The 22536-nt window shown below is 40.0% G+C and carries 17 protein-coding genes; 8 read left to right on the forward strand and 9 right to left on the reverse strand.

Annotation, left to right across the window (positions count from 1 at the left end; translation table 11 throughout):
* Window positions 1-441 precede the first annotated feature (441 nt).
* The gene (locus ACSLUH_RS14915) at window positions 442-1200 is read left to right on the forward strand and encodes an ElyC/SanA/YdcF family protein (RefSeq protein ID WP_448568403.1); all 759 of its coding nucleotides are present in this window, start codon (window positions 442-444) and stop codon (window positions 1198-1200) included.
* 30 nt (window positions 1201-1230) lie between these two features.
* On the opposite strand, the gene ACSLUH_RS14920 is transcribed toward ACSLUH_RS14915, so the two are convergent.
* Both ACSLUH_RS14920 and ACSLUH_RS14925 read right to left on the reverse strand, forming a co-directional pair.
* Entirely contained in the window at window positions 1231-1989 is a 759-nt protein-coding gene (locus ACSLUH_RS14920; protein ID WP_448568405.1) for a Nif3-like dinuclear metal center hexameric protein, read from the reverse strand.
* 2 nt (window positions 1990-1991) lie between these two features.
* On the reverse strand, window positions 1992-2675 hold the full coding sequence (locus tag ACSLUH_RS14925; RefSeq protein WP_448568406.1) for a class I SAM-dependent methyltransferase: 684 nt from the start codon (window positions 2673-2675) through the stop codon (window positions 1992-1994).
* Between the two features lie 127 nt (window positions 2676-2802).
* Between ACSLUH_RS14925 and gloB the strand changes: the two genes are divergently transcribed.
* From gloB to ACSLUH_RS14940, 3 genes are all read left to right on the forward strand, one after another.
* Window positions 2803-3609: a hydroxyacylglutathione hydrolase gene (gene gloB, locus ACSLUH_RS14930; protein WP_448568408.1), complete on the forward strand. Its 807-nt coding sequence runs from the start codon at window positions 2803-2805 to the stop codon at window positions 3607-3609.
* A 109-nt stretch (window positions 3610-3718) separates the two neighbouring features.
* Window positions 3719-5347, forward strand: a complete 1629-nt coding sequence (locus tag ACSLUH_RS14935; protein WP_448568410.1) for a lytic transglycosylase — start codon at window positions 3719-3721, stop codon at window positions 5345-5347.
* Between the two features lie 593 nt (window positions 5348-5940).
* Window positions 5941-6831, forward strand: a complete 891-nt coding sequence (locus tag ACSLUH_RS14940) for a tetratricopeptide repeat protein (RefSeq protein WP_448568412.1) — start codon at window positions 5941-5943, stop codon at window positions 6829-6831.
* Window positions 6832-6865: 34 nt separating this feature from the next.
* Here ACSLUH_RS14940 and ACSLUH_RS14945 read toward each other — a convergent pair whose 3' ends face one another.
* The 5 genes from ACSLUH_RS14945 to ACSLUH_RS14965 all read right to left on the reverse strand — a co-directional run bounded on the left by ACSLUH_RS14945 (window position 6866) and on the right by ACSLUH_RS14965 (window position 10970).
* Window positions 6866-7315, reverse strand: a complete 450-nt coding sequence (locus ACSLUH_RS14945) for a hypothetical protein (RefSeq protein ID WP_448568414.1) — start codon at window positions 7313-7315, stop codon at window positions 6866-6868.
* On the reverse strand, window positions 7312-8115 hold the full coding sequence (locus tag ACSLUH_RS14950) for an FAD:protein FMN transferase (RefSeq protein ID WP_448568415.1): 804 nt from the start codon (window positions 8113-8115) through the stop codon (window positions 7312-7314). The genes ACSLUH_RS14945 and ACSLUH_RS14950 overlap by 4 nt, the downstream gene beginning before the upstream one ends.
* A gap of 1 nt (window position 8116) precedes the next feature.
* Window positions 8117-8662, reverse strand: coding sequence for an FMN-binding protein (locus ACSLUH_RS14955; protein WP_448568417.1), 546 nt, complete (start codon window positions 8660-8662; stop codon window positions 8117-8119).
* Between the two features lie 36 nt (window positions 8663-8698).
* On the reverse strand, window positions 8699-9598 hold the full coding sequence (locus ACSLUH_RS14960) for a DUF6662 family protein (RefSeq protein ID WP_448568419.1): 900 nt from the start codon (window positions 9596-9598) through the stop codon (window positions 8699-8701).
* A gap of 172 nt (window positions 9599-9770) precedes the next feature.
* Window positions 9771-10970, reverse strand: coding sequence for a PA0049 C-terminal domain-containing protein (locus tag ACSLUH_RS14965; protein WP_448568421.1), 1200 nt, complete (start codon window positions 10968-10970; stop codon window positions 9771-9773).
* Between the two features lie 412 nt (window positions 10971-11382).
* Between ACSLUH_RS14965 and asnB the strand changes: the two genes are divergently transcribed.
* Together asnB and ACSLUH_RS14975 are read left to right on the forward strand one after the other, a co-directional pair.
* Complete coding sequence (asnB, locus tag ACSLUH_RS14970; protein WP_448568423.1) at window positions 11383-13047, forward strand: asparagine synthase B; 1665 nt, start codon at window positions 11383-11385, stop codon at window positions 13045-13047.
* Between the two features lie 186 nt (window positions 13048-13233).
* Window positions 13234-14043, forward strand: coding sequence for a hypothetical protein (locus tag ACSLUH_RS14975; protein ID WP_448568425.1), 810 nt, complete (start codon window positions 13234-13236; stop codon window positions 14041-14043).
* 67 nt (window positions 14044-14110) lie between these two features.
* Here the strand turns inward: ACSLUH_RS14975 and katG are convergent, their stop codons facing one another.
* Both katG and ACSLUH_RS14985 read right to left on the reverse strand, forming a co-directional pair.
* Entirely contained in the window at window positions 14111-16267 is a 2157-nt protein-coding gene (katG, locus tag ACSLUH_RS14980) for a catalase/peroxidase HPI (protein WP_448568427.1), read from the reverse strand.
* A 230-nt stretch (window positions 16268-16497) separates the two neighbouring features.
* Window positions 16498-17130 (reverse strand): YehS family protein, encoded by a 633-nt coding sequence (locus ACSLUH_RS14985; protein WP_448568429.1) that lies wholly within the window; start codon window positions 17128-17130, stop codon window positions 16498-16500.
* A 287-nt stretch (window positions 17131-17417) separates the two neighbouring features.
* Between ACSLUH_RS14985 and mfd the strand changes: the two genes are divergently transcribed.
* Together mfd and ACSLUH_RS14995 are read left to right on the forward strand one after the other, a co-directional pair.
* Window positions 17418-20927 carry a transcription-repair coupling factor gene (gene mfd / locus ACSLUH_RS14990; RefSeq protein ID WP_448568431.1) on the forward strand — a complete coding sequence of 1170 codons (3510 nt, stop codon included), beginning with the start codon at window positions 17418-17420 and terminating at the stop codon, window positions 20925-20927.
* 79 nt (window positions 20928-21006) lie between these two features.
* Complete coding sequence (locus ACSLUH_RS14995; RefSeq protein ID WP_448568433.1) at window positions 21007-22530, forward strand: CsiV family protein; 1524 nt, start codon at window positions 21007-21009, stop codon at window positions 22528-22530.
* The last annotated feature ends 6 nt before the right edge of the window (window positions 22531-22536 follow it).

Here is a 22536-nt window from a genome sequence, read left to right on the forward strand (position 1 = left end):
GCTGTGACATCCCAAGTTACTCCAATCTTAACAGGCTTGTCCGCTACAGAATCAAATGAGAAGAAAAAAAGACAAAGTACGAATAAAACTTTTTGATGATACATAAACCTTCCTTGTATGCCTAACAGCTTATTAGGAGGAATTATTCTCATTAATAACGGCAAGAACTTTTCACTTCCTTGTTTTCATTAATCCGAACGCTACCAGCTCTTTTACATGAAATCAATAACATAGTATTAACAAATCTCGTTTTCTGCGGAGAAAGCGAGATTTTTTCTCTATTTTTTGTCAAAAACGAGAATTAGCACCAAACTGTATAAATACACAGACTCTAGAAATTATTTTTACTACTGCATGAACCATCAATGTTCAGCGCTTTACGCTTGTCTTGTTATCTTAACTTGTTATAGTGTCGGCAATTTTTTACGAAAAGCAGCTGTTATGGATTTATTTTTATTAAAGAAGATTACTGGCGTATTATTGATGCCGATGTCGATGGTATTAATACTGTTTTTAATGGCACTTATTTTTCATCGTTCAAAGCCACAATTTAGCTTTAAATGCTCTCTTATCGGTTTTATTCTTCTACTGTTCGCTTCATTTACCCCGCTTTCAGACAGAGCACTTGCGCCGATAGAAGAGCAATATGACACCTTTACCCGTTCAAGCCAGCCTATTGATTACATTGTGATTCTAGGCTGTGGGCATACTTCAGATGCAACCCTTGTGGCAACGTCAGAACTCAAGGCTTGCTCGTTGCAACGTTTAGTTGAAGGTTTGCGTATATTTCGCCTTCACCCTGAAGCGACAATTATTACTTCTGGCGCAGCATTTGGTGATCGCTACTCTAATGCCGAAAAAGTCAAACAAGCCGCGCTGCTGCTTGGTGTACCAGAGCAAAAAGTTCTTGTTGAGCCTTTCCCTCGCGATACGGAAGAAGAGGCAGCGCTTATTTCACCTCGCGTTAAAGGGACACGCGTCGTATTAGTTACTAATGCGAATCATATGCCGCGAGCGATTAATTATTTTTTAAGTCAAGGAGTTGAGGCTATGCCTGCTCCTGCTAGCCCAATAGTGAAAGGATTAAATGACGAAAAGGGTTGGGGTTATTACGTACCGAATGCAAAAACATTGCAAAACTCAACCCTTGCTTGGTATGAATATTTAGGTTTAGCCGTTCAGTGGCTTAAGAGTTTATAAGTCACTAAGCATAGCGTCCCTTAATGCAACTTACACTGGATTATCAATATCGACAAAGCGGGCATCAATGTTAAGTTGCTTTTGAATATAGTCAGCAATAGCTTTGACACCATAACGTTCAGTCGCGTGGTGGCCAGCGGCAAAAAAGTGAATATCCATCTCTCGCGCTACATGGGTGGTTTGCTCCGACGCTTCGCCAGTGATAAACGCATCAATGCCCTGCTCAGCAGCTAGCTCTATATACCCTTGCCCGCCTCCTGTGCACCATGCCACCGTATTAATCGGCTTTTTAGATGCTGGCGCTATATGCAAACATTGGCGTCTCAAAGCATTAGAGATTTCATCTGCAAATAAATGACCACCGATTGGCTGACTAAGTTTACCCTGCATCGCAACACTTTGTGGGTTGCCAAGCTCTAACGGCCCAGTAACTTCGATATCCAATAATTTAGCCAATTGAGCATTGTTACCATATTTTGGGTGAATATCTAACGGTAAATGATAAGCAAACAAGTTAATATGGTTATCAAGTAGCGCTTTTATCCGTTGATACTTCATACCACGAATGACGTAAGATTCATTTTTCCAAAAGTAACCATGATGAACAAAAATCGTATCGGCCTTTTGTTCGATAGCATGGTCGATAAGTGCTTGAGTTGCGGTAACACCGGTGATCACTTTAGTAACGGTATCACTGCCCTGTACTTGCAAGCCGTTAGGACAAAAATCTTTAATTTGATCGGGTAATAATAATTGATTGAGGTGTTGCTCAAACTGTTCTCGCTTCATTGTTATGAACCTTTTACTTTTCTTTTACTCGAATTCATCGTAGAAACGTTTAGTGGGGCTAATTTAGCGCGCAGTTTCCACTTTGGTTTAATTGGCGTTAATGGCAGTACACGTTTTTTCGCAACAATCACATAAACAGAACCAAGACTCGGTAAATAATGATTGGCAAACTTGCGCCAGTTTCTTGCGACAACCCCTTGACTCACCTTACCGACTAAAGATGAATGCAAGCATTTTTCATCTGCTAATATTTCATAGCCCATCAAATGTAGCCAATCTTTAACTCGCATCGCAGAGAAAAAACGTTCGTTCCATGGGGATTTATCACGTCGATAAGGTATTAATTTATTCAGTCCAGCTAAACTAAACGGGTTAAAACCGGTGATCACCAAATAACCATTGGGGATCAAAACACGGTTTGCTTCGCGAATAACATGGTGCGGGTCAAGCGTAAATTCCAATGCATGACTAAGTACGCAAACATCAACGCTATGCTTTAACAGCGGCAAATCATCCATATCAGCAGTAATATCACCATGATGTCGTGGTTCAGCAATCGTAATTTGATGGTTGATACTACACATTGAGCTATCGATGGCACCACTCAAGGCGCCTATCTTTAATAAATGATAACCAAAAAATTTCGGCCACCAAGGTGCAAGACATTGATTGATATGTTCAAGCACAAGTTCCCCATTTGGCAACTTCTGCCAAGATTTAGGATAGTTGGGCTGTCGAAATGCTAAAGCTGGTTTCATCAATAAAAAATATCAGTATACTACTGTCAGTTTAGTATATTGAGGATATAAACCCATGCCAACTAATTCTCGAGAACTTATCGATATTTATCCGATAAAAGCATTTAGCGACAATTATATTTGGGCGATCTCTCATCATCAGAACAATAAACTCACCTTGGTAGACCCTGGCGATGCTTCGGTATGTATCGACTATATTGAACAACATCAATTGCAGTTAGACACCATTCTCATCACTCATCATCATAGTGATCATATTGGCGGCGTTGTACAATTGCGCCACTATTGTCAAGACAAAGGCTGGACAATAACAATATATGGCCCGGCAAAAGAAGCCATTGACTTAAGTGACATTCAGCTTAGCGATGGTCAACACATTCATATTGACAGTTTAGGGGTAGATTTCACCGTACTTGAGGTTCCCGGCCATACCCTTGGTCATATCGCCTATTATGCTGATAATACGCTATTTTGTGGCGACACATTGTTTTCTGGTGGTTGCGGTCGAATTTTTGAAGGTACGGCTGAGCAAATGTTTACTTCATTAAATAGACTTGCCAGTTTAAGCGGCGATACAAAAGTTTATTGCACTCATGAATATACGTTAGCCAACTTGACCTTCGCCTTGGCAGTAGAGCCAGACAACGTTGAACTTATTGACTACTATAATCACGTCAAAAATCGACTAGACAATGGTGATATCAGTTTACCCAGTACCATAGAACAAGAGCGGAAAATAAACCCCTTTTTACGCTGTCAGCAACACACCATTCAAGAAAGTGCGATGGAGTATGCCAGCATTGAAAAAATAAATACGTTAACCACCTTCGCTACCATTAGAGAATGGAAAAACAACGCTTAGATGATAAACACTTAACAAAACTCACAATAGTTGACTAAAATTATCATCAGCCTATGGTTGTATAGTCATAACAAATAAGTAACACTATTGCCCAAATTAGATAAACCAAATGTATATGAAGTATTATTTTTCCCTTAGCGCTGTGCTATTTTTATCCGGCTGTCAATCTCTTGAGCCATTAGCCGTAAATGAACCGCCAGTAGCAGTTAATCAACCCGAACACCTTGCCACTGCAGTAGATATTAATGAAGCATTAACCGTAGATGGTTCCGTAGCAGTTATCCACCCGGTTGATGATATCGACCTTTCATTAAACGATGATATCCATGTTAACGATAATTTATGGCAGCGTATTCGTGAAAAGCTTACCTTTGAGGTACCTGAAAATCGCCGTGTCGTTAATCAAAGAAACTGGTACGCCAAACATCAAAGCTATTTAGACCGCGTTGCCAAACGTGCCGAACCTTATTTGCACTTTATTGTTGAAGAGTTAGAAGCCAATAATATCCCGCTTGATATCGCCCTGCTTCCAATCGTCGAAAGTGCCTTTGACCCATTTGCCTATTCGCATGGTAGAGCCTCTGGTATGTGGCAGTTTGTCCCTGGAACGGGAACACGTTTCGGGATGAAGCAAAACTGGTGGTATGATGGTCGTCGTGATGTCGTGGCTTCAACCAAAGGCGCGGTAAAGTATTTACAATACCTGCACGATTACTTTGATGGTGATTGGATGCTAGCGCTCGCCGCTTATAACTCTGGCGAAGGTCGAGTTAAGCGAGCAATGAGGAACAACGCTCGTAAAAATAAGCCAACCGACTTTTGGTCTTTGGATTTACCGAAAGAAACTCGGGCTTATGTACCCAAATTACTGGCGTTAGTTGATATCGTTCGTCGACCAGAGCACTTCAATGTCAAACTTTATGAAATTGAAAATAAAAGTGTCATCACTCCTATCGACGTTGGCTCTCAAATTGATTTAGCCAAAGCCGCTGAGTTAGCAGAAATTACCTTGGCCGAACTTCAACATTTAAATCCAGGTTATAACCGATGGGCAACGGATCCTAAAGGCCCTCATTATTTGGTTATTCCTAATCAAAAAATTGACGTTTTTAAGCAAGGCCTCAGCCAACTAAGTGAAAAAGATCGTCTTGCATGGCAGCGTTATAAAATACGTCGCGGAGATAGCTTAGGCAAAATCGCGCAAAAATTTAACACTGACATTGGCGTGATCAAACAAGTAAACAATATTCGTGGAACGCAAATCCGTGAAGGTAAACATTTATTGATCCCTGTCGCGGCTAAATCGTTGGATGAGTATATTTTGTCGAAAGATCAGCGCTTAGCCGCTAAACAAAACCGTGAGCGTCAAGGCGAAAAAACGTTCCATACCGTTCAATCGGGTGACACGTTATGGGATATTAGTCGCGCGTACAATGTCAGCTATCGTCAACTAGCCAAATGGAATGGTATGGCACCAAGAGATACCTTAAAGCTAGGGCAAAAGTTGGTTATCTGGCAACCAAAATCTGTAGATTCTGTTGATATAAAGCCCGCTGAAAAAGCAATCATGCGTAATATCACCTATCGCGTAAGAAAAGGTGATTCTTTTGCCCGTATCGCTGATAAGTTTAATGTCACTATTCGCGATATTGAGCGTTGGAATAAGCTAAATCGCAATAAATATTTGCAACCCGGGCAAATGTTAAAATTGTCGGTAGACGTGACTAATAGTATTTAAGCCGCGACTTGCTCAAGGTACGTTAATAGCAAATAATCGACGTAATCATAATGTTGCGTCGATTACTATAACAGTAACTTCAAAACAAACACTCTATTAACTTTTTTGTAAAGTTGCTTTTAAGCTAATTTTTAGACTTAATTAAAGCGGTTTTTAAAAACGATAAATTGGTTCTATCGTGTCATGTTGAGTAGCGTTAAATACAGATCGTTTCACACCTTAATTTAACTAATTATCTTAATATCTTAGCTAATGAGTTAGAGGTGAATTAGTACAGTACTATATTCTCCTAACCATATACCATGCCAAATTTGAACAAGCGAGCGCCACTAAAACGTTTCTATTTTCACCTTGAGTTATGTTAACAAAACAAAAGTTTGTCAATCATTCTACGACTTCATTCGTAAACAAATTGTAAAAAATTATTTGTCTAAGCTGTTTAAATAGTGTTAATCTTCCTCAAACAGTAAAGTTCTCATGCGCTAATTTAAGCACGTCTCTACTTTAAAACTGGTTAACAAGCTTATCGATATAGTGGTTGATGGCTTGTTGATGTAAAACCGCTGCTTTATACAGTATAAGGATGGACTTATATGTTTTTAAATGACGATATCGCTCCACCAAAAGGCTCTTGGCTTTCAAGTACTCGCACGTCTGTTACCGTCACCGTATCTATTGGCGCTCTGATAGTAATTGCGTTGTTAGTGGTACTTTACATGGACTATTCAAAAGAACAAAAACACACACAAACGGTGATCGCTTCACCGAAAATTAATGACATTTTATTTGTTGACTATCGTCAAATCGATAGTAATTTAAGGCCAAATCAAAGGTATCGTCTAGCGAAAATTGTTGATATTACCGGCGACATTATCTCCCTTCAGTACAGTAGCCCTCTATACAAACACGCCAAAGCCCCCATAAAAAGTATTAAACTGGGTCAGTTAACACATGAGAGTTACTTTGAGAGTAAACGCTACAACATTCCTTTTAGCAAACTAGAAGAGATGTACAATCAAGATATCATTTATCTTGCTAAAAGACCGCTCGCCAACACCCTATATGGCAACTTGGTTTCACCACGCGTTACCGAGCAAAACCATAACTATTACATTTATGGTAAAAAAGAGAATCTACAAGGCATCGCCTATTTGGAAGATGGTAATACCCCAGAAAACCTTGAAAAAGCCTTTGACATGTTCAAACAAGCTGCTGACTTAGGTTATGCCGAAGGCCAAGTGAATCTTGCCCAAATGTATATTAATGGACAACACGTTGAGAAAAACCTAGATAAAGCCTTAGATTACTTAAAAGTAGCCGCAGTACAAAGCCATAAAAATGCCATTCTGAAGTATGAAATTGTCTGTCAACAAGTTGATTACTGTGAACTTAACGGCTTCTACCAAGAGTTGGTAGACGCAGGCGTTAACATTGAAGTAAGAGAATTAGCAGAAAATCCAAGCCGTATCGCTGGAACTGACTAAACATCATTATTATCATGGTTTCATATCCTCACTTTCATTTAGCCTTTTGGCGAAATAAAACCGATATGAAACCATGATAAACAAACAGTAAAATGAAAATCATCGCAGATATTAAATGGGCAATAGCATTATAATATTGCGTTCGCTCCTGCCCCGCATAATACAAACCAATTGCACTGCCACCTAATAAAACAATAGCGATAATTAACAAGCTGCCACTGAAACGCTTTTGCTTTTTACGCCAATTAGCTCGGCTATGTATTGGCCATAATGCTCCCAATAGCATCCATAGTAGCCAGCCTGTCAATGCATGCCCACCAGCAACTATTGCCCACGAAGCCCCCGGCAAACGCCAGCCTACTTCCCATTCAAATTTAAATGCTAAAGACGTTGGTGTCATCACCATACCTGTGATCATCACCCCCAACATCACTAACATTAAAAGAATATAAAAGTATCTTGGGTAACCGGCTAGCTTTCTCATGATGATAAGACTCTCACATTAAAACGGCGCTCTTCGCTTAACCTCTCACGCCCGTGATAACCAGCCATCACCTTTGTCATCGCATCTGCTCGCCATGCGCTATTACTGAGCACCGATATCGAAGTGCGTTGAAGAACATTCTTGCCGATAAACATTGCTTTGTAACTGTCACTAAAAGTGGTTAATTGCGAGCTAGCCACAGCTTGGTTAGACAAATAAATTTCTTGTTTAACATTGGCACCTGATTTTAATTGAACCGATATCCCATGACGGCCACAATGGCGAACATCTCCACCCGCGTTTATCCAACATCCTTTTAAGCCAAGACGATTGAGCAAGCTAATAGCGGCATCAACGGCGTAGCCTTTGGCGATACCATCTAAGGTTAATAACACCGGTCTTTTAAGCCTTACGTAATCGCCATTAATGTCAATGTCAGCGGCATTACCTATCTCAATAGATGTTTGGTTAAAAATATCAGGTAAAGCACCGCGGCGAACTAACGCGCCGCCAACGGTACAATTAAAACGGTTTTCGGTAAGTTGTCCTAAAGCTCTAGCGAGCTTTAGGACTCGCAATGTATGAGTGGACACCTCAACCCAACGATTCGGTGCTCGATTAATTCGATTAAGCTCGCTGTTTGCATCATGAAAGCTTAATAAATTTTGAATCTTCATGATTTCGTTAAACGCTAATTGTGAACAACGCACTAACGATGAAAATTCAATATTTTCTTCATTAAATATCCCTATTTCTACAAAGGTACCAAGCAGTGGCTTATTTCGTCGAAAAGGCGTCATACTATTGTTTTTGTAACTTATATTGATACATGACAAGCAGTCGATGAACGCCATCTGTGACGTTACGGCAGCTTAATGTTGCTCCAGAGATATTAATAATATCTTCATCTAACTTAAAGGCATCACCTAGTTGTTTGTCAACAAACTGATTACGCCAACTTTGCTGTCTAATCTCGTCACCATGAGTTTCACGATAACTCATAATTTCAATGCCTAGTACCCTGCCTTCTTCATTTAGTGCTAACGCATAGGTAATATATTCATGTTTGCCTACCACATCGTCTACAATAAACCACCCAATTGGCTTTTTATCCTTAAAAACCTGCCATATAGGTTGGCTGTCTTGACGTTGTCTGACACCCGAATGCTTTTTGATATACTCTTTATCATCATCTGTAAAGCTGATGTTAGCGCTGATAAATTGGTCAGCTTCAGGAAACAATACCTGCTGTGCTTGTTCAACTGAAAAATAGTTTACCGCTGCTGCAGGATAAGAAATCACCGATAGCGGAATAAACCACAAACTATTATTTAAGGTAATATTCATAAGGATTTATTTTCTTACTAAATAAAGGGCAATCGTCTAAAAGTTAAAACCAATCATTAAACGCAGTTCTTGCTTGGTTTTCTCAATTAAGTGTAAACTCGCGTCTAATTGTCCTTCATACGCTTCGCCACCGCCTTCAATTTGAGAAAGATAGGCTGCTGTTGCCCACCAAGTAGCAGATCCATAATGAACCGATGGCCCAGCAAATATTGACCAGCGCTCCTGTCCTACTTCAGTTTCAAACTCTGTTTCGTAGTAAGTTTCAACACCGACAAACCACTTGGGCGCGACCCGATAAGTAACCGCTGTACCTACCTTTATTTCAATTTCCATTTCAGGATCTGTCGGCCAATCAAACCCTTCTGGTAAATTATCAAGAGTGGCTCGGTCAGCAAAAGTTGCTTCAAAACCTAAATTAGTTGCCCAAATGAGTTCTCCCTCTAAGAAATATTTCTGTGCCAATAATTCTGTTTCTAATGAATAAGTGTCTTTATCTTGACCTGAGTGGCTATCGATAAAATCATAGTTACCGCTCATATATACCGATAAACCAATATCGTCTTTTGCTGGGCTTAAAAACATATATTTCCCGGAGACGGCTACTCCAGAAGGCTTTATTGAAAAATCATTTTCAAAAGGTAAGTAGCCATCAATGATTAATCCATGCGTGTCTAACGACATCATTTTAAAGCCAGCACTGGTTGAAAAACGGTTTGATACGCCGTATTCAACTTCAGTAATATAATCGTAGGCAAGGTAGTGGCCTTTACCTTTGTCTGAGCGGCGATTTACCTTTTGGTAAATTTCCATTGCTCCTTGAGGCAGAGTTTCAGCCCCTTTTACAAAACCAAACATATTTTCCGCCGCTACAGCTGACTGTGAGCAAACGGCAAGAGTTAGTGCAGATAACACTGAAGAGAACAGATAAGATCGCATAAATTTCCTTAACAATTTTTTAACGGCGCAATCATAATCCCCCCTCACAACAAATGCAAATAATTATCATTAGCGCTTTTATTATTGTTTGTAAGATATAAATAAAAACCCAGTGGATGTTCAAACGCACTGGGCACTATGTTGGGAATGGGCAGAGATGAGTAGCGGTGAGCTAAATAAATTGAGCGGCTTTGGTTAGCATCTGTTTAATTTGTTGAACTATTTTTTCACTTGTCGTGGGTTCAAAACCTGTAATTCTAGGCGTATGTATATGGCCGACAGGCAGCAGAGGCTTGAACTGCTCTCGCAATAAAATACTGCGGTAGGAAACTTCATTGGATAAATAGCCACCACCAGAGCCCTCAACCGACTCTAAGCGATTTATATCTTTTAATTCCTTAACCAACTCCTTACCGGCCAATGTTTCTACGACACGATTATCGTTAACTTTATAGGGAGATTGTACGGTGAGCATTGCCTCTGCCGGTAAGCTAAATTCAACAAATTCAGGCCCTAAAAGCACTTTATTATTTAGTTTCGGTTTTAACGGGCTACTTTTGCTTGCCCCGCTAAAGACATTTATATTGTCAGGCGCTTTTGCACTGCGCCTCAGGCCAGGAAATCGCTCCAAATCAAAACTATCACGCCCCATACTTATCGTGACAATCATATCTACATCTCGAATATAAGTGGTCAGCATTTCTTCAACCATACCTTGATCAAAATCAGCAAAGCGCACGGGCAAGATAATACTTTCAATTTCTGCCCTGACACCATCAATGCTGATAGCCAAATCATCGAGAGCTAACGCACTGACGCCGGAAGGATTACTTTGGCTGATATCTTTATCCAAAAAGAACGGATCAAAACCAGTGATAAGAATTTTTTTCTTTGAAGATGAACGAAACTTTACGTCTTTCTGCCCACGTGACAACAATTCAAATAGCCATAGCAGTTTTTCTTGCTGCATTGGTAACAGTTGACTGAAGGTTTTTGATTTTCGTAACTCCATCGTCATGCTTAGTCTTGACCAATACAAGATACGATCGTCCATCTGCGCATCGTTAGAAAAATACTGCACCGCGTCACGCCAAAGGCCATCGCCATGGCGAATGATCAATTGAGTTAAGGCCGTATAGTTTTTTGCTATAGATACTTGCTCTGCAAATTGCGTAACTCGGCTTTTTAGTGGCAATAATACCTGTGGCATCACTTTTTTGACACTTGCTAAGCGTTGCTCTTCTACCGTTAATTCGGTTAAAGATTTAGCCTCAATGCCGCTGCTATAAGAATTAATGCCAATAAAACAGCTCATCAGCCATAGTTTGAGGCTAACACCGTTATAGCGATTAGATTGCTTTTTCTGCTTCATGATTCATTCACACTGATTAACATTAGGGATAACTTAGGGAATTTCGTGAGTGGTTACAACACCTTTATGCCGAAAGTCGTCATCAAATTAAGCCATGTTGCTGCTCTCTAGACGGTTTTTACAGTAATTGATCATCGTATTATGCAAAGCAGTGTAAATAATGTGAGTTTTGCTCTAATAAATTAGGGATAATTAAGTAGAAAGTAGTTGATATTTATAATGACTGTGGCAAAGTTAGCCGTGCAGATCGTTAACGGTTTGCAAAAGATTATGTTGTATCGGTTTAAGTATTACGCTTTCCCCTCTTCAATATAAACAAGCATCGCTTGTATTTGCCATCTGGCATAAAAGACAATTTGATTCACGCTAGTCATGCATCTTGATTAGCCATAACCAAAGGAGTAGCGCTTCAATGTGTTCGATTTTTGGAATTTTAGATATAAAAACAGATGCTGAGGCTTTACGCCCTCATGCATTAGAATGTTCTCGCCTGTTACGTCACCGCGGCCCTGATTGGTCTGGGGTTTATCACAACGAAAATGCTATTTTAGTCCATGAACGATTAGCAATCGTTGACACCGAGCATGGTGCACAACCACTTTATAACAAAGAAAAAACGCATGTCCTTGCGGTAAACGGTGAAATTTATAACCACAAAACCCTTGCCAGTCACCTCAATGTTGACTATGAATTTCAAACGGGCTCAGATTGTGAAGTCATCTTACCGCTATATCAAGAATATGGTGTTGAGTTTGTAGACAAGCTACAGGGTATGTTCGCGTTTTGTTTATACAATGAAACGGACAACAGCTATTTAATCGCTCGAGATCATATTGGCATTATTCCACTTTATACGGGTTATGATGAAGACGGAAACTTTTATGTTGCCTCTGAGATGAAAGCTTTAATGCCGCTATGTAAAACGGTATCAGAGTTTCCTCCTGGTCATATACTTGATTCTCGCGTTGGTGAGCCTCAACGTTATTACCAACGTAACTGGCAAAAATATTCAGCGATAAAAGATAACTTCACTAGCGAAAGTAAGTTACGTGAAGCACTGGAAGATTCAGTAAAAAGTCATTTAATGACCGATGTACCATACGGCGTTTTACTTTCAGGTGGATTAGATTCTTCCCTTGTGTCAGCCATTACTCAAAAGTTTGCTGCAAGACGCGTAGAAGACAATGATTTAGCCGAAGCATGGTGGCCTAAGGTACATTCTTTTGCCTGTGGTTTAGCTGGCTCACCTGATTTAATTGCCGCACAAAAAGTTGCCGATGCCATTGGCACAATTCATCATAGTGTCATCTTTACCGAGCAAGAAGGTATTGATGCCCTAAAAGAAGTGATTTATCACTTAGAAACCTATGATGTTACCACGGTAAGAGCGTCAACGCCGATGTACCTTATGGCGAGAAAAATTAAAGCGATGGGGATAAAAATGGTGCTTTCAGGTGAAGGCGCTGATGAAATTTTCGGTGGTTACTTGTACTTCCATAAAGCACCAAACGCACAAGAGTTTCACGAGGAATTACTACGTAAACTCGACAAGCTTCACATGTTTGATTGTTTGCGAGCAAATAAATCAATGTCAGCATGGGGTATTGAAGCACGCGTACCTTTTTTAGATAAAAACTTCATGGACGTTGCAATGAGAATCAACCCACAAGATAAAATGTGTGGTAACGGTAAAATGGAAAAAGCAGTTCTTCGTTCTGCGTTTGAAGGTTATTTACCAAAAGAAATCTTATGGCGACAAAAAGAACAATTTTCTGATGGTGTTGGTTACTCATGGATTGATGGTTTAAAAGCACATGTTGAAGAGCAAGTAACCGACCAACAAATGGCTAGTGCCGCTTATCGATTCCCGGTGAATACGCCTGATACAAAAGAAGCCTACTTTTATCGTGCAATCTTTGAAGAGCACTTCCCTCTGCCCAGCGCAGCAGATTGTGTACCTGGCGGTAAGTCAGTAGCATGTAGTACACCTCAAGCACTGGCTTGGGACGAAAGCTTCAGTAAAATGGCAGATCCTTCTGGTCGCGCTGTGCAAAACGTTCACAACGATAGTTATTAACCTTTTAATAACTTGAGAACATAACAACTTAAACGGAAAACTGTTCGCAGTTTTCCGTTTTTTCATCATTGAGCCTTAAAAATATACTTTCTCACAAAAAACTTTACATTAGCGGTTAAAAATACTGTCTTTTTCGTTTAAAGTTGCTGTTATTATTCGTTAACCCTGTTTCATTAGGAATCTACCTTGAGCAATAGAATTGAACCTGAGTTACCAAGTATTACACCAGATATCGATGACGTCAGTACTTTTAAGTCTCATCGTCAATCTAGTAAGGGTAACTCAACCACTACTCTTCCAAATGACGAAACTTCAATAGCCTCATCGCCAGCGAAGACTTCTCTTGCCAACAAATTGGCATTAGTGGCGATTTACCTCGGGTTATCTGGGGCGAGTTACTGGTTTTATCAGCAAAATGTCCAATTAATTGCCGAGCAAAACGCTGCCGAACAACGTATTGCCAAGTTGGAGCAACAATTATCAGCAACAGGTGAAGAGATTGGCGAATCAACCGTTGCTTTAAAAGTAAAGCTAGAAGCATTAACTGAAAAGACCAACGAGCTCTGGAGTGAAATGGATAAACTTTGGGCCAGTGCTTGGCGCCGCAACCAAAGTGAAATTAAAGAACTACGTGCCAACACGATTAAAATGGATAAAACCTTAGATGACAACAGTAAGGTCATTACGTCTTTGGCTAGTAAGACACAACTTAATGAATTAAAAGATAAAGTCACTGCTGCTGAGTTTTCGCTAAACGCCTTATCTGAAAAATCCGCAGCGAGTGAATCATTAAAAGCCGATTTAACGGCTTTAGCTAACCGACTGACAACCCTTAGTCAAACAGCAGATAAACGAGAGCAACAACAATTAGAAGTGGTCACGACTGTCAACCAATTCGATACCACGATTCAATTGCTTGTTGAGCGAATTGATCAATTAGAAGCGCAATTAAAATTGCAAGCTGATAAGCCGTTGGCGCCCGCCCAAATTAACTAACCTAAGGTTTATAACGAAATTGCCATGAGGTTCACTCATGGCAATCATTGCTATAAAAATAGCAGTCTTAGGCAATATCAAAGCGATCAGCATTCATCACTTTCGTCCAAGCGTTAACAAAATCTTCAACAAACTTCTGTTGATTATCATCTTGGGCATATAACTCAGCATATGCACGTAAAATAGAATTTGAGCCAAACACTAGGTCGACCCGAGTGGCTGTCCATTTTACCGAACCATCATTTCTACTGATAAGCTCATACAGATTGTCTCCCTTGGGCTGCCATCGATAATCCATACTGGTCAAGTGGACAAAGAAATCATTAGTTAACACCCCTTCTCTTTGTGTGAGCACGCCATGATTGCTACCACCATGATTGGTTCCTAGAACACGCATACCACCAATAAGTACGGTCATTTCAGGTGCCGTTAACCCCATTAACTGACATCTATCGAGTAATAATTCTTCAGGTGCTGGAACAACATCGTATTTTAACCAATTTCGAAAACCATCATGTATTGGCTCTAATACCTCAAAGGATTCGAAATCAGTTTGCTCTTCTGTGGCGTCACCTCTACCCGGTGTGAATGGCACCGAAATTTCAATGCCTGCAGCCTTTGCGGCCAATTCGATACCAGTATTCCCAGCTAAGACAATGACATCAGCTAAGCTTGCTCCATTTTCTTGAGCTATGGGCGTTAGCACTGACAATACTTTATTAAGCCTTTCAGGTTCATTTCCTTGCCACGTATTTTGCGGTGGTAAACTGATACGAGCACCGTTTGCTCCACCACGTTTGTCTGATTGACGAAATGTGCGAGCACTATCCCAAGCGGTACTCACCATATCGCTAATCGACAGTCCACTGTTAATGATTGCTTGTCTTATCGCGAGAATGTCATAGTTTTTACTGCCTCTAGGAATAGGATCTTGCCAAAGAAGCTCTTCATCTGGTACTTCTGGCCCAACGTAACGTGCTTTGGGCCCCATATCTCTGTGCGTTAACTTAAACCACGCTTTCGCGAAAACTTCGGAAAAGTACTCAGGATCGCTATAAAACCGCTCTGAAATTTTACGATACTCAGGATCTTCTTTCATGGCCATGTCTGCATCGGTCATAATGACATTAGCATGTTTACTTGGGTCTTCTACATCGATAGGCCGATCAATCTCTTTGAGATCGATTGGTTGCCATTGCCACGCACCTGCAGGGCTTTTCTTTAACTCCCACTCATAATTTAATAATAAATGAAAGTAGCCGTTATCCCACTGTGTCGGATTTGTCGTCCAGGTACCTTCTATACCACTGGTAATGGCATCACGCCCGATGCCACGAGGATTATGGTTATGCCAACCCAATCCTTGCTCTTCTATTCCCGCTGCTTCAGGCTCTGGGCCAAGTTTGCTCGCATCGCCGTTACCATGACACTTACCAACGGTGTGACCACCCGCCGTTAAAGCAACAGTCTCTTCATCATTCATCGCCATTCGCGCAAATGTTTCTCGGACATCTTTTGCTGTTTTTAACGGATCCGGTTTACCGTCAACCCCTTCGGGATTAACATAAATTAATCCCATCATGACGGCGGCAAGCGGGTTTTGTAAATCTCGCTCACCGGAATATCGACTATTCTGTGAGTCACTGGTCGCTAACCACTCTTTTTCACTCCCCCAGTAGGTATCTTTTTCAGGGTGCCAAATGTCTTCTCGGCCAAATGCAAAACCATAGGTCTTTTGCCCCATAGACTCATAAGCTACGGTACCTGCGTAGGCAATTAAATCAGCCCAGCTTAACTTATTGCCGTATTTCTGTTTAATCGGCCAAAGTAGTCTTCGAGCTTTATCCAAATTGGTATTATCTGGCCAGGAATTAAGCGGAGCAAATCGAAGATTGCCTGTCCCTGCACCACCTCGGCCATCAGCAACTCGATAGCTGCCAGCTGCATGCCAAGTCATCCGGATCATTAAACCACCATAATGTCCCCAATCTGCAGGCCACCACGATTGGCTCTTGGCCATCAATGCTTTGAGATCACTTTTTAATTGCGCAAAATCCAACTGCTGTAGTGCTTTATGATAGTTAAACGTTTGCCCCATAGGGTTAGTTTTTACATCATGCTGATGCAAAATATCTAGATTTAACGTTTTCGGCCACCACGATAAGTTCGTTTTTTCTTGTTGAGTTACCGAGCCATGCATCACTGGGCATTTTCTATCGGTCATAATACTCTCCTGTCGTTAAACTCCATTACTGAATGAAATTTCCATTCAACAAATCAGTATTGATATAAGGATAGCTAAAGTGATGAATTTTGCAGTGTATAATGAGAAAAAGAATTTTAATTGAATAGCTTAGCGGTAATAGCGTTAAGCTATTACCGCTTATATATTGATATCGCAAACGACGTTAATATGGATGTTACCTCAATAATAAACACATTGGTGTTACATGCCTATTGCTTGTATATATCTTCAGGTTTAATTTTTGGTTTAAGCTTTAATACGGTACGGTTTGACTGCGATGGCTTAGTAGTCGCCTTAGGATTAACATAAATTTTCTTTTCAGCCGGTTTAGTATTGCTTTTATTGGCATTAGGTGACTTTTTATGGCTCGATTTTTCTGCGGAGGCTGGGCGATAATGTTCTTGAAGTGCTTGAATAAAGTTTCTCAAAAACTGTGCTTTACAATGGCGGTAATTTTTATGTTCAGGATTTCTAAAAAATGCCGTTAACTCAGACTGCCCCACGATAATACCAACCTTAGCGAGTAACTTTTGAATATCTTCAGTTTGCAGTTTTAACGCTATTTTCAATTTCATTAATATTTGGTTTTTGGTTAGTACGCTTTCGGCAACAGGAACTTGATCATCTTTAGCACCACGTTTATCGATAATAAAACCGTTTAAAAAATTGGCTAACTGAGTATCGTCCAAAGGCATAAACTCGATATCATCGTCTTTTTTTAGCCAAGATTGCACCGTTTTAGTATCGACATTAACTCCCACTAAACTAAAAATCTTTACTACTTTATTGTCTTTTAAATCAAAAGCATAACGAACACGGCGCAGGACATCATTATTGGTCACGCGTTACTCCAAAAATTACTAAATTATAGCGAAAACGCAATAACCTCATGGTTATTTGTCTATCGCAACTGTAACTACATTATATCCGCTTACCGATAAATTGACCTCTCTTTTATTGGTTCATTAAATTAACGCGATTATTTACGATATTAACAAAAATTTTATCTTAACTCGTGTTAAGATACGCGCCGTAAAAAGAACGTGCACGTGGGCGTACTGGACAAACAAGAAAACAAAACAAGCACGGCTAAAACCCAAAACGTAATTTAACGACTGTATTGATACTCATGAGTAAACAACAATTATTATTCTCTCCTTTACTAACTAATCGCAAAGGTCAACAAGCTGACAAAAAAGTTTGGAGTCATTTAATTGGTAGCAGTGCAACATTAGCCATTTACCAAGCGGCCTTACAAAGTAAACGCCCTATTTTGTTGGTTGCCCATGATACGCCGAGTGCGATTAGACTTGAAAATGAACTACTGAGTATTAATCATCAAAATATTGATATTTGTTTATTCCCTGATTGGGAGACTCTCCCTTATGATACCTTTTCTCCTCATCAAGATATCATTTCTCAGCGATTAGCGACCTTATATAAATTATCTCGAATGAACGCTGGAATTATTGTTGTTCCCGTGACGACCTTATCGCAACGCTTAGCACCAAAACAGCATATCGAGTCTAATTCATTATTGATCAAAAAAGGTCAAAACAAGGATTTACATAAATTACGAACTGAGCTTGAAGCGAGTGGCTACCGTTGTGTAGACCAAGTAATGGAACATGGTGAGTTTTCTGCTCGCGGTGCTATTCTTGATTTGTATCCAATGGGCAGTAATACGCCTTTTCGTTTAGATTTTTTTGATGATGAAATTGAAGAAATAAGGCTTTTTGATCCAGAAAATCAACGCTCTACTGACAAGGTTAACAAAATTGAGTTGTTGCCAGCTCATGAGTTTCCTATGGATAAGGACGGTATCAATACCTTTCGTCAACAATATAGAGATACCTTTCAAAGCACTATAGATAAAGAATCGATTTACCATCAAGTAAGTAATGGCATTATGCCAGCAGGTATTGAATACTACTTACCGTTATTTTTCCAACATACCAATACCTTGTGTGATTATTTATCTGAAGATACCTTGGTTATTATCTCAGGGGATATTGATAAGGCACTTAGTCAATACTGGCTCGATATTAATTACCGCTTTGAAGACCGACGTTATGATCCAACTCGACCATTATTGTCACCTGAATTATTATTTCTTAATCAGGAAGAACTTTACAGCGCACTAAAACCCTTTGATCGGATCACGATAAAGCCGAGCATAGCAAGTGCTGAGGAAGAAACTAAGCTTGCTCGAGGCGTTGCACAGTACGATGTTCACCCGCTTCCCGATATTGCTATTGACCATCAACTAAAACATCCTTTCGATGCCTTGCAGCTCTTTCTAAATGATAAGAACACACCGGCTAAAATTCTCTTTATCGCGGAAAGTGAAGGACGAAGGGAAAGTGTTATAGAGCTATTACAACGCATCGACATATTGCCAGCCCTATTTACTACTATTGAACAATTTATTGAAAGTGAAGAGCGCTATGGTATTACCGTCAATGCCCTTAGTCAGGGATTTAGCTTTCAAAACAAAGGGGCAAGTAGCAAAAATGCAATTGCGCTTATCACCGAAACAGAGCTATTGGGTGATAGAGTTCGACAATCTAGACGTCGGAAAAAGCACCAAGATATTAATGCTGATGCGTTATTTAAAAACTTAGCCGAATTGTCTATTGGCCAACCCGTCGTACATATTGACCATGGTATTGGTCGCTATATGGGATTACAGACATTAGAAACTGGTGGTATTACTACTGAGTTTCTTACCTTAAGCTACGCTAACGAAGCAAAGCTCTATGTTCCTGTTGCTTCACTGCACCTTATTAGCCGCTATTCTGGTGGTGAAGCTGATAGTGCTCCACTGCATAAACTGGGTAATGACAGTTGGAGTAAAGCAAAGAAAAAGGCAGCTGAAAAAATAAAAGATGTGGCTGCCGAATTACTCGACATTTATGCCAAACGAGCCAGCCATACCGGCTATAGTTTCAAACGTAACAAAGATGACTATCGTGCTTTTGCTGATAGCTTTGGCTTTGAAGAAACGTTAGATCAAGAACAAGCAATTAATGCTGTGGTGAGTGATATGTTATCACCAAAAGCGATGGACCGTTTAGTATGCGGAGATGTAGGCTTTGGTAAAACTGAAGTTGCCATGAGAGCTGCGTTTATTGCCGTTAATGATGGCAAGCAAGTTGCCATGCTGGTACCAACCACATTGCTTGCTCAGCAACATTATGAAAACTTTCGTGATCGTTTTGCAAATTGGCCGGTAAATATTGAGGTGTTATCTCGCTTTAAAACAACGAAAGAACAGAATGCGGTCATTGATAAGGTTGAATCTGGCCATATTGATATATTAATTGGTACTCATAAGCTACTGCAAAACACTATTAAATATAAAGATTTAGGTTTACTCATTGTTGATGAAGAGCATCGATTTGGTGTTAAACAAAAAGAAAAAATTAAAAAGTTACGTAGCAATGTTGATATTTTAACACTTACAGCAACGCCAATACCTCGTACACTAAATATGGCGATGGGTGGTATGCGCGACCTTTCCATTATCGCGACACCTCCAGCCAAACGCTTAGCGGTTAAAACCTTTGTTCGCCAGCGCGATAACGCCTTAATACGCGAATCAATATTGCGGGAAATATTAAGAGGTGGTCAGGTTTATTTTCTTCATAATAATGTCGATACGATTGAACGCACAGCACAAGAAATAAAAGCGCTATTACCCGAAGCGAAAGTGATCACTGCCCACGGCCAAATGCGTGAACGGGACTTAGAACGTATCATGAGTGACTTTTATCACCAAAGATACAATGTACTGGTTTGTACGACGATTATTGAAACAGGGATTGATATCCCAAGTGCCAATACCATTATTATGGACCGGGCTGATCACCTTGGTCTTGCTCAACTTCATCAATTAAGAGGTCGAGTTGGTCGCTCACATCATCAAGCTTATGCTTATTTATTAACACCTCATGAAAAGTTAATGACTAAAGACGCTAAGAAACGTTTGGAAGCAATTGCCTCACTGGAAGACTTAGGTGCCGGCTTTACCTTAGCCACTCATGATTTAGAAATACGTGGAGCGGGCGAACTTTTAGGAGAAGAGCAAAGTGGCTCAATGAGTCAAGTTGGGTTTAGTTTATATATGGAAATGCTTGATAATGCCGTAAAAGCGCTAAAAGATGGTAAACAACCTTCACTTGAACAAGTGACATCAAAGCAAACAGAGATAGATTTGCGCTTACCCGCGTTACTGCCTGACGATTACATTTTTGATGTTAGTTTACGATTGAGTATTTATAAGCGAATTGCCAGTTGCCACGATAAGCAAAGTCTAGATGATATTCAGGTCGAACTCATCGATAGATTTGGCTTGTTACCCCAAGCGACTAAAAACCTGATCCATATTGCAAAGCTGCGCTTAAAAGCACAAAAGTTGGGTATTGATCGTATTGATGTTGGCCCTAAAGGAGGTTCAATAGAGTTTTCCGACGACACCAAGGTTGATCCGGTGAGTATTATCGGTTTGATTCAACAACGACCCAGTGTTTATAAGATGGATGGAGCGAATAAACTTAAATTTAATCAAAGCAGTGACGATGCGAAATCGCGTTTTATTGTGGTTACCTCTTTACTCGACGAGCTAGCGAAAAAGTAATAAAAAGAGCACAATAGCGCATTGTTCAGCAACAATTATTTGTTATGATGACAATGTCTTTAGGAAAGTTGGTTAATAAATGAAAATTAAACAAGCGGTTACTCTTCTTTGTTGTCTAGCCTTAGGCTCGGGTTACAGTGCTAACTTATCTGCAAATGAGCGTTGGTTTGAAGTTGAAGTCATTTTATTAAGTCAACTCAGTGATAAGTCTTCGCTTAAAGAAGAATTTTCCGATAAAACAGCCTTACCAAGGGTGCGTAAGCCTGTTGATTTAATCAAGCAACATTTACATAACGGCATTGCCGAGCTTAAGCAAAAACTCCCCTTTTGCCAACAAACTAATCAGCTTGTTCCTTTTTATTCTCAAGCAAAACAACCGACATTATTTGAGCTTAAGACCTTGAATGAGCTAGAACAAACAGCAGCGTTTGCCAATGTCACTCAAGTGAAGGTTAGAGATGAGCTAGACCCACTAAGTAGCCATGAAAGTGAGACAGCTACCACACAACAGGATGACTTTTTTGATCGTGTCCTTACCGAAAAGGAAAAAATGTTAAATGAAGATGCTGAATCATTAGCACAACCGATCAACGCCGTGAACACCGTTAGTGAAGAACCAATAGCACCGCTAACTCAAGATCAGTTAGCACTGCTAAGCCAAGCTGAGCAATATTTTCACGCTAAAAAATTCCCTTTCAGTGACATTGAAACGCACCAACACTTACTGTGTCGGATAACAGCAGCTGAATTTGAACAGCTTGAGGTTGATGAAAATCACTATAGTTATCTTGGCTATACCATAAACACGGTACCTGAAAAGATCAGCGCCTATGAATACTTGTTCAGTAACTCGCCTTACTTACTTAATGAATATTCATTTGAGCTCAATGATATTGTCACCCAACTTAAACGTAGTAAAAACTTCAAACCTCTATTACACATCGGTTGGAGGCAACCAGTATCATCAAGAAGAAAAGCGATCCCGATAACGTTATATGCGGGGGACAATCTAACGGCCGACTATCTACAAAAATTAGAGAATTACCAAACGCAAGTAGCCTTTAAACACACAGCAGATGAAAGCAATAACCTAAATAGCTTAGAAGGCATAGGTGGTATCAATAGCTCAAATACCTTATCGAGCGAACAGCCTAAGACCGAGCAACAAATAAAATTAGATCTCCTGTTTAGTCAGTTATCAACACCTATTAACACTCAAAGTCAGTTGATCGCAGCATTGTCATCACTTGATAGCATAAATAGCGTAATGGGTAACAACCAAGCGATGATGCCTTTGTCACCGCCACAACCTTGGTACCTTGATGGATTAATGCGTATCTATATTAACGATAACAATCGACTCAATATTATTGCTGATTTTAATATTGCCAACGTAACGCTTGCTGAACAAGCGACCAAAGCACTAGCCTTAGGTAATCCCGAAGAAATTAAAAGCATTCCATTTAGGCAACATCGTCAAGTGATCAGTACCGAAATTCACTATTTTGATCACCCCTATATGGGGATGATAGTACAAATTCGCCGTCATAAAAGACCTGAACCAAGCTCAGAAATTGATTTAGCTGACATCAACAATCAATAGGAATCA

The organism is Thalassotalea ganghwensis, assembly GCF_053485795.1.

What these genes read in the sequence shown, in the direction of transcription:
- ACSLUH_RS14915 (WP_448568403.1), top strand. Translation starts at nt 442, where the DNA reads ATGGATTTATTTTTATTAAAGAAGATTACTGGCGTATTATTGATGCCG.
- ACSLUH_RS14920 (WP_448568405.1), bottom strand. Translation starts at nt 1,989, where the DNA reads ATGAAGCGAGAACAGTTTGAGCAACACCTCAATCAATTATTATTACCC.
- gloB (WP_448568408.1), top strand. Translation starts at nt 2,803, where the DNA reads ATGCCAACTAATTCTCGAGAACTTATCGATATTTATCCGATAAAAGCA.
- ACSLUH_RS14935 (WP_448568410.1), top strand. Translation starts at nt 3,719, where the DNA reads ATGTATATGAAGTATTATTTTTCCCTTAGCGCTGTGCTATTTTTATCC.
- ACSLUH_RS14940 (WP_448568412.1), top strand. Translation starts at nt 5,941, where the DNA reads ATGTTTTTAAATGACGATATCGCTCCACCAAAAGGCTCTTGGCTTTCA.
- ACSLUH_RS14945 (WP_448568414.1), bottom strand. Translation starts at nt 7,315, where the DNA reads ATGAGAAAGCTAGCCGGTTACCCAAGATACTTTTATATTCTTTTAATG.
- ACSLUH_RS14950 (WP_448568415.1), bottom strand. Translation starts at nt 8,115, where the DNA reads ATGACGCCTTTTCGACGAAATAAGCCACTGCTTGGTACCTTTGTAGAA.
- ACSLUH_RS14955 (WP_448568417.1), bottom strand. Translation starts at nt 8,662, where the DNA reads ATGAATATTACCTTAAATAATAGTTTGTGGTTTATTCCGCTATCGGTG.
- ACSLUH_RS14960 (WP_448568419.1), bottom strand. Translation starts at nt 9,598, where the DNA reads ATGCGATCTTATCTGTTCTCTTCAGTGTTATCTGCACTAACTCTTGCC.
- ACSLUH_RS14965 (WP_448568421.1), bottom strand. Translation starts at nt 10,970, where the DNA reads ATGAAGCAGAAAAAGCAATCTAATCGCTATAACGGTGTTAGCCTCAAA.
- asnB (WP_448568423.1), top strand. Translation starts at nt 11,383, where the DNA reads ATGTGTTCGATTTTTGGAATTTTAGATATAAAAACAGATGCTGAGGCT.
- katG (WP_448568427.1), bottom strand. Translation starts at nt 16,267, where the DNA reads ATGACCGATAGAAAATGCCCAGTGATGCATGGCTCGGTAACTCAACAA.
- mfd (WP_448568431.1), top strand. Translation starts at nt 17,418, where the DNA reads ATGAGTAAACAACAATTATTATTCTCTCCTTTACTAACTAATCGCAAA.
- ACSLUH_RS14995 (WP_448568433.1), top strand. Translation starts at nt 21,007, where the DNA reads ATGAAAATTAAACAAGCGGTTACTCTTCTTTGTTGTCTAGCCTTAGGC.